Genomic DNA, 7,663 nt, shown 5'->3' with positions numbered 1-7,663 from the left:
ACAACACGGACACAACCAAATAGCTTGGCTAATCGGTATTTTTGTCCCGGTGTTGGATATATGCGATACTTAAATCTAGCTTTCATAATTCCTATTTGAACTAACAGTATGATAACATATTTATAGATTTTTGTTTTGTTATCTAACTCTCCCCACACATATACACAATTTTCTAGACTTTCTGGTATGTAAACAATACCAGATTCATCAAAAACCCAGGGGATATCGGTTGCAAAGAAAGTACAGCCTCCTCCTTGACTAATACGCTGAATATAAAAGAATCCAATTCTAGTATCTTCTTGGCATAAATCAGGATTATTTACACAATTCATTAAAGCAGGTTCAGATAATCGTAATCTAATTATATCTGTATAAACTGCTAAGAAAATGTAACAAAAAACTAATATTGGTACACCTGTTATTTTGATTAAAGTTTTTACCTGAGAATATTGCAGTTTATGTTTGTCAAGAAAGTATCCTAACATTCTCGCAATTTGTAAAAGCCAATAAACTCCAACAATTAAACAACCAATTATAGCAATTAAATATAGAAAAATAATCGCTAAAAACTCAAATAAAGACCTAGAATATACTATGATTTGCCATCTCATAGCTAGAGGTACAATTAGGCAAAAGAATAGTAAAATTATTTCCCAATAGTTTTTGATTAATCTAAAGTTAAAGGTAAAATATCCCACTGTAGTTTAGTTTATTAGACATCTCCAGAAAATAAATAAAGCCTTTTTTTTACCTTTGTAGGGATATTGCATACAACCTCCCTAAACTCTTGTTCATCTCTATTTATATTAGTTTCTTCTAAAGTAATTCAAGGATTTGAAAATCATCAATAGATGCTGTTCTCAATTTACCTTTCTTATTTGCCTGCCAAACTTTACCACTATCGACCTCTAAACAAGTCAACCAACCCTCATCATAAATTCTAGTATCAATACAAATAGCATGACCGATATTGACAGGTTTGCCACTTTTTTGACTGGTGTGACCGCAAACCATTGTTTTTCCAGAAAAGTGAGGCAAAGGGTTATTGAATCTTTCCCAGAAAAGGTTGTACTCTGATTGCTCATTCAAAGACAGATGAGGAGCAGCATTTGCATGAACAAAAAAATGTTCGTCTGACTCCCACCAGTCTACACAGACATTTTCAATAAAATGCCAGTGTTCGTCTGGAATCCTTTTTCGTTGAGATTTACCAGACTTAGAATAAGAAGCTAAAGTTTCCTTACCACCTGATTGATGCCAACGAGCTTTATCTTCCGCACAATGACGAGACCTCAGCATCATCAATTCATGGTTACCACGCAAAGCTAGAAGTTGCCCAGTTTCATGTAGTGCAATTAATCTATTAATGACTCCTTGAGAATCTGGACCTCTATCTACATAGTCACCCAGGGTAACAATAACATCCTCTAACCGTGGTTTGACTGCTGCAATCAAGGTATCAAATGCTATTGAATGACCGTGAATATCTCCGATGGCAAGAATACGCATAAGATAGGGAATAGGGAATAGGGAATAGGGAATAGGGAATAGGGAATAGGGAATAGACATCTCCAATAATCTACCTGAAACTACCAGGACTTAGGCAAAGATACTATATATAGAGTTCAAAAACTATAACGTTATAGTTTTTCACACTATATATGTGGTCTCTGCGTAAGTCCTAATTACTATAAAAAGGTTGTTAAATCTTAATTTCTGGAGAAGTCTAATAGGGAACAGGGAAAATAGGTGGTGGTGCATAGTAATGGTAGAGAGAGTGTGGGAAGTGTAGGAGGTGTGGGGAGTGTGGGAAGAAATTAAAAAAAAATATATATCTTCACCATTACTATGCAGGAATACCGAAAAATAAAATCTGCACTTAAATTTTCTCGCATTGCTAAATCTACCTAACTTCTGGCTCCTTAATCCTATTATTAGTTATGTACTACCACAGGTGTTCCTACGGATGCCCAGTCAAATAACCATTTCGCATGATTGACTGCTACATTTGTACAACCATGACTAACTGGAGTACCGAACATATTATGCCAGTAAGCACCATGAATAGCCATTCCTCCATCGTAATACATAGTATAGGGAACGTCGGGTACATCGTAACCTGGTCCGGTCATTCTAGTGGTGCGATATTTTGTGTATACTCTAAAAGTGCCTAACCGGGTAGGGGTTGATGCTTTACCTGTAGAAACTATGACTGCATAAACCGCTTTATTTCCTTCCCAAGCGATTAATCTTTGGGTAGATAAATCGATTGAAATCCAACGTTCGTCTGATTGTTGCAACTCTAACATTCTTGTGGCAATTACATTTTCCCATTGAGTAGCTTTAGCTGGTATTGACCAGGAGAAAAAAGTTGTAATAGTTAGTGCTGCACTGGCGAATATTTTAACTATTTGATACCAATTTTTAGAATTATAGGACTTAGGTAAACCAACCGAGAAACCGAGGTTTTTCTCCTGATTATTGTCTTGTAAATTATGATTTTTTTTTGAGAAAACCAGTTGCTCAGAAAATGCATGGCTAAGTAAATTTTTCATATTTATACCTCTCTTCAAGAAGAAAATTTATGCTCTAATTTTGCTGATTTATGCCACTACAAAAAACTGTTAGGACATTAATAAAATTAAGTAAGCATCTAGCTATTAGCTGTCGGCTGTCAGCTCTCAGGAATAAAACCACACCTTAGTACCAAGCGTCAAATAAAGAATGCTATAAATTTATCTTGATTAGAGATGCTTAAAAAAAGCTGCTATAATTCATTTTAGACCGCTATATATAGCATTATCATTTTTCCCTTTTTTTTCAATATTTCCTCCTTTTCTTACCGAATAATTAATAATTATTAATTAAATAATTCAGGTTATAGCTGATTTATAGAGTAAATATTAAGAGGCTGAGTTCCTTACTATACCTCTATTTGGGGAATTATTATTTCAAAAAATCAAGACCGCTGAAAACTATATGAAATAAGAGTTTTAGCAAAGAAATAATATTTCCTTATATTCAATTCCCGTACGGTTTTAACCTTCTTGTAATTATCCATTATCCATTAATGAATTCTTTCTTTCTTTAGCTAATAGCTGAAAGCTGACGGCTGAATGCTTACAAAATTAAAATCAATTATTTCCCCCTGCTCCCTACTCCCTACTGCCTATTCCCTTATTTTCTGAAAGTTGTTTAACTATAACTTGAGCTTGTTGAGCGATCGCTTCCCAATCTTCAGCAATTATTAATTTTTTAGGAAATAGTTTTCCTGATAAACCTACAGCAATTGCACCTGCGTTAATAAATTCTTTAGCATTTTCTAAGGTTACTCCGCCAGTAGGAATCAAGGGAATATCTCCTAAAGGTCCTTGCAAACTTTTAATATAATTTGCACCTCCAACTGCCGAAATTGGATAGATTTTAACACAACTAGCTCCTGCTTGCCAAGCAGTAACTATTTCTGTGGGAGAAAGAGCGCCGGGAATTATAGGCACACCTGCTATTTTTGCTGTTTGAATCATAACAGGATTAGTATGTGGGGTAAAGACAAATTGGCAACCAATTTTAAGTGCTTTTTGTAACTCTTCTAGGGTTAATAATGTACCTGTGCCAATAGTACAAGTTGGTAATTCGGAGCGGAGCAAAGTAATTAATTCTGCTGCTTGATGAGTATTCCAAGTAATTTCAATTATCCGGATACCTCCAGCAGCAACAGCTTTTGCCATTTGCCTAGCCAGCTCCATTTTTGAGGTGCGGATAACAGCAATTACTCGATTTTTGCGTAATGTGTTTAACCAATTTTCTTGAGTCATAAAGCTAAGAAGGAAGAAGGAAGAAGTAATAAGTAAGAAGTAAGAAGGAAGAAGTAAGAAGGTAAATATATCTTTTCTTAAAATATTCTGGCAAAAGATAATTTATTTTTCATAGTACAACTAAGTTACTCCTTCTTAAAACAAGGAATAAAGTAAATATACAGCATATTCCAGATTAATGTCGTACAATTGAGGGAATGAATATTTTTTCCCTGTTCCCTACTCCCTAAAACCAGAAATATATTTACTTCCAGAGAGTAGGAAACTGCTGTATTATAATACAGATTAATATTCTTACTCTTTTTATTCGTAATCATTCAGCTATTAGCGGTCAGCTCTCAGCTTTTTAATGAACCATGTAGCTCAATAGACTATTAAGGTTAACTGATAGACTTTTAGAGTAACTTTTAATTCTTTGAAATACTCCAATTGCTTTCTCCTCTTTTAAAGGTAATGAAGCTGATAACTGTTTCGCTGCGCGACATGAAAAGCGCAGCTCCTCCGGAGGATGCAAGAGGCTAGCTGACTGCTGAATACTTACTTTTATTCAGTAACTTTAATGCAAGTAAAATATAATGACTATAAATAAAATTATGCAGCCAATAATTACCCTTGAATATTACATAGCTAATCCTATAGATGGTGTGGAATGGGTAGATGGAGAAATGATGAAAAAACATCCTATTGAGTGTGCAGATAAAAATTTATTAGAAAAATATACTATGACTGCAATAACTCGTCGAATTCAATCAAAACTTAACTATTATTGGCGAAATTATATGATGTCTAGCGGTCAGGAAAGAGAAGTTTATGTAGAAGCATCTTGTCGTACTATTGAGCGAGTTAGAGTTCCTGATATCTCCTATATTACTCCTGAATTACTAGACAAATACGGATAATTTTCTGTATTGCCTGTTAGTTTTACATTAGTTGCTGAAGTAGTTTCACCTACCGATATAGCCGATCATTTATTTGCTAAAGCAAAAGAGTATTTAGAATCTGGTTGTCAGGAAGTTTTGCTATTATTTCCGGAGAGTTATTGGGTTTTAGTAATTACTGGAAATCAGACTTATTTGTTTAAGTCAGGGGATTCAGCAAAAACACAAATAGTATTATCTGGATTTACTGTAGGAGTTGATGAATTAATGGCTTGAATGTAAGCATTCAGGTATCAGCTTAAGTTAAAACTATATAACTATCTAATTATTACTTTGGTAAAATTGTCATTGCGAGGGGAGTTTAGCCAGCTTAAATCAAAAGCACAAAACCCCCCGAAGCAATCTCATCCTTTTTTCACCATGATAAAATTGTAAGGATTTAGCTGTCAGTTATCCGGTATCAGCTTAAGTTAAAACTATATAACTATCTAATTATTACTCTGGTAAAATTGTCATTGCGAGGGGAGTTTAGCCAGCTTAAATATTGTGGCAAAAGCACAAAACTCCCCGAAGCAATCTCATCCTTTTTTCACCATGATAAAATTGTAAGGATTTAGCTTTCAGTTATCAGCTATCAGCTTAAGTTAAAACTATATAACTATCTAATTATTACTCTGGTAAAATTGTCATTGCGAGGGGAGTTTAGCCAGCTTAAATATTGTGGCAAAAGCACAAAACTCCCCGAAGCAATCTCATCCTTTTTTCACCCTAATAAAATTGTCATTGTGAGATGAACAATATTTAGTAAGGGAGCAAGATATTCCCACTGCTATTACCATTGACAAAAATTCGATATATAGTTTAAATGCTGAACAGCTTATACTACCATTACAATGCACCACAAATTTGTTAGAAAATTCTAATTTTCCATTTTTCCCCAAATAGCTAATCCTCCTCCTCTACCTCTAGCAGCAATAAATTTTTCTTGAATTAAAAAATAGGCAAAAAATGCTTGCTTTCCCACACTTTCCGTAGCAAATTTATCTTCACTTTCTTTACCACCTCGAATATATCCAGAATATAGTTTTATTCCGAATAATTTGACTGTAATTTTGGTAAAATCAAAAGCCAGAATATTTTTTTTGTCTATAAACTTTGTCGGTCCGCAAAGAGATAATTTTAAACCAGAAAATTCCACAGTATTTTCTACCATGCCGATTTCTAATTGTTGAGGGATTTCAGAATTATCGGCACGGGAAAAATAGGAGAGCGTAATTTTAACCAAATTAGGAAGATAACGTCCTGATCCTAAGACAATACCCGCTCTTTTTCTAGTTTTTTTCGTACCAGTAATAAAACATAATTGCCAATTCCCTGATAATTGCTCAATTTTATAGATTTGCTTTTCCTTTTTTGACTGTTTTTCAATTTCAATAAGTGCTGAAACAACAGAATCAGGAGATGGTTTATTAGCATAATTTTTGACAACTGAATTAGCTGCTGTTTCTATTGTGAATAAATTTTCCATGATATTATTCAAACTATAAATTAATTAATTAAGGATTATCAAATTAGTTGGCACTTCTTAACAACTTCTCTAGCATTAGCCCAAATAGTTAGGACAGGATTGTTGGTAATACATGACAAAATTAGAATTTTGTTAAAACTGCTCAAAAGCCTGTTATTGTTTGCTATAAATTTTTTCATATAGGTTGAAACCGAATTTTTACAATGACTAAAACAAATATTGGTTTTTTGACAGTGACTTTTTTTAGTTTAGGTCTAGTAACTGCTAATTCAGCAGAAGCAATTACTTTTAACTTAAGCTGGACTGGCCAAACTTTAGGCTATCAATTAAAAGGAAGTTTTAGCTATGATGAAAATCAAGTTAACGATGATGGAATTGTTAGCAAAGAAGATTTAACTTCCTTTGATATTGCTTTTATCGATCCCGATGGTAATATTTTCAAGGAATTTCTTGATAATCATTTAACCTCCTCTGATTTTAACTTCAATTTTGATACTAATACTAAGCAAATTAGGCAAACCGGAGCCTCGAATCAACCAGATGGCATTAGTATTGGTGGTGAGAAAGGAACAGGAGTTAATTTCTTTTCCAGTCCCAATCCGATGGCTAACCTATTCCCCGATGAGGAGCCTAGTCCCCATGTACATTTAACCGACTGGGGTAATGAGTTTCCTGATTTACCCAAAGGGTTTACTAGAGGGGCTGTACCTCACCTGGATATTGCCTTTTTTACTCGCACAACGGCTGAAGTTCTAGATGCTCCTAATGCAGGTGATGAGCAGGGACAGCTTTTGATGGCTACTCCAGTCCCAGAATCTAATGGAATTTGGGGGTTAGGAGTGTTCGGTTTAGGAAGTGCAGTCTTAAGCCTCAAGCGCCAACTGAAATAGTCTAAATCTATATAAGAAAATATGGTAGCAATAACTGCTTGCTACCATATTATCAGTACTCAAGCTTTTTAACCACTAGCAGAACTACCCGCCTCCCTACCCCCAGACGTAGATTGCAAAGATATTCGCAAGTTAGCTGCCTGTCGCCGGATAAATGCTTTGACAGTAGCGATCGCCAATAACCAACAAACAAAGCACAACAATGATCCACTTGACATACTCCCGACGCTGCACTTGCGTGACAGGGCGGGATTCTTCAGCCAGAGAAACCCTGACCGCTGCGCGCGTGTGAGGTGATGTCCTCCCCCTGTGTTTATAACAATTAAATTCTATAATAGTGACTGTATTTGTAATTGTCAAATGTGGGTTGTGAATAGATAGAGATTTAAACGCCAGTATAAGCATGAGAGAGCGAGTGCTAATTGGTGAGGTCTCCATTTCCTGCGGAAAGGCTTCGCCAACAGAATATAAGACGCACTCAAGAAATGCGGTCGGGCAAGACCCGTCAATGCCTGTGGATGAGTAACCGCCAACGGCCTTAGGGACGCCCTT

Annotated in this window: 9 protein-coding genes; 3 read left to right on the top strand and 6 right to left on the bottom strand. The window is 35.3% G+C overall.

Annotated elements, in window-relative coordinates:
- The 4 genes from F6K22_RS24150 to F6K22_RS24135 form a co-directional block, all read right to left on the bottom strand.
- A partial coding sequence (locus F6K22_RS24150) for a helix-turn-helix domain-containing protein (RefSeq protein ID WP_293103777.1) occupies positions 1–611 on the bottom strand: 611 nt, incomplete at its 3' end.
- Positions 612–816: 205 nt separating this feature from the next.
- Entirely contained in the window at positions 817–1,569 is a 753-nt protein-coding gene (locus F6K22_RS24145) for a metallophosphoesterase family protein (protein ID WP_363274295.1), read from the bottom strand.
- A 365-nt stretch (positions 1,570–1,934) separates the two neighbouring features.
- Positions 1,935–2,555: a L,D-transpeptidase gene (locus F6K22_RS24140; RefSeq protein WP_293103774.1), complete on the bottom strand. Its 621-nt coding sequence runs from the start codon at positions 2,553–2,555 to the stop codon at positions 1,935–1,937.
- Positions 2,556–3,155: 600 nt separating this feature from the next.
- Entirely contained in the window at positions 3,156–3,815 is a 660-nt protein-coding gene (locus F6K22_RS24135) for a bifunctional 4-hydroxy-2-oxoglutarate aldolase/2-dehydro-3-deoxy-phosphogluconate aldolase (protein ID WP_293103771.1), read from the bottom strand.
- A gap of 575 nt (positions 3,816–4,390) precedes the next feature.
- Between F6K22_RS24135 and F6K22_RS42420 the strand changes: the two genes are divergently transcribed.
- Together F6K22_RS42420 and F6K22_RS42415 are read left to right on the top strand one after the other, a co-directional pair.
- Positions 4,391–4,714 (top strand): hypothetical protein, encoded by a 324-nt coding sequence (locus F6K22_RS42420; RefSeq protein WP_363274293.1) that lies wholly within the window; start codon positions 4,391–4,393, stop codon positions 4,712–4,714.
- Positions 4,715–4,723: 9 nt separating this feature from the next.
- Positions 4,724–4,969 (top strand): Uma2 family endonuclease, encoded by a 246-nt coding sequence (locus F6K22_RS42415; RefSeq protein WP_363274291.1) that lies wholly within the window; start codon positions 4,724–4,726, stop codon positions 4,967–4,969.
- 643 nt (positions 4,970–5,612) lie between these two features.
- Here F6K22_RS42415 and F6K22_RS24125 read toward each other — a convergent pair.
- Entirely contained in the window at positions 5,613–6,221 is a 609-nt protein-coding gene (locus F6K22_RS24125; protein WP_293103768.1) for a hypothetical protein, read from the bottom strand.
- Positions 6,222–6,424: 203 nt separating this feature from the next.
- Here F6K22_RS24125 and F6K22_RS24120 point away from each other — a divergent pair, with 203 nt between their 5' ends.
- A complete protein-coding gene (locus tag F6K22_RS24120; RefSeq protein WP_293103766.1) occupies positions 6,425–7,111 on the top strand; it encodes a hypothetical protein in 687 nt (228 codons plus the stop codon).
- Positions 7,112–7,179: 68 nt separating this feature from the next.
- On the opposite strand, the gene F6K22_RS24115 is transcribed toward F6K22_RS24120, so the two are convergent.
- Positions 7,180–7,329 (bottom strand): hypothetical protein, encoded by a 150-nt coding sequence (locus F6K22_RS24115; protein WP_293103763.1) that lies wholly within the window; start codon positions 7,327–7,329, stop codon positions 7,180–7,182.
- Between the last annotated feature and the right edge of the window lie 334 nt (positions 7,330–7,663).

It is taken from the genome of Okeania sp. SIO2F4 (assembly GCF_010672385.1).
Lineage (GTDB): Bacteria > Cyanobacteriota > Cyanobacteriia > Cyanobacteriales > Microcoleaceae > Trichodesmium.
Note: the sequence above shows the minus strand (reverse complement) of the source record. Positions and strands in the feature narration are given on the sequence as shown.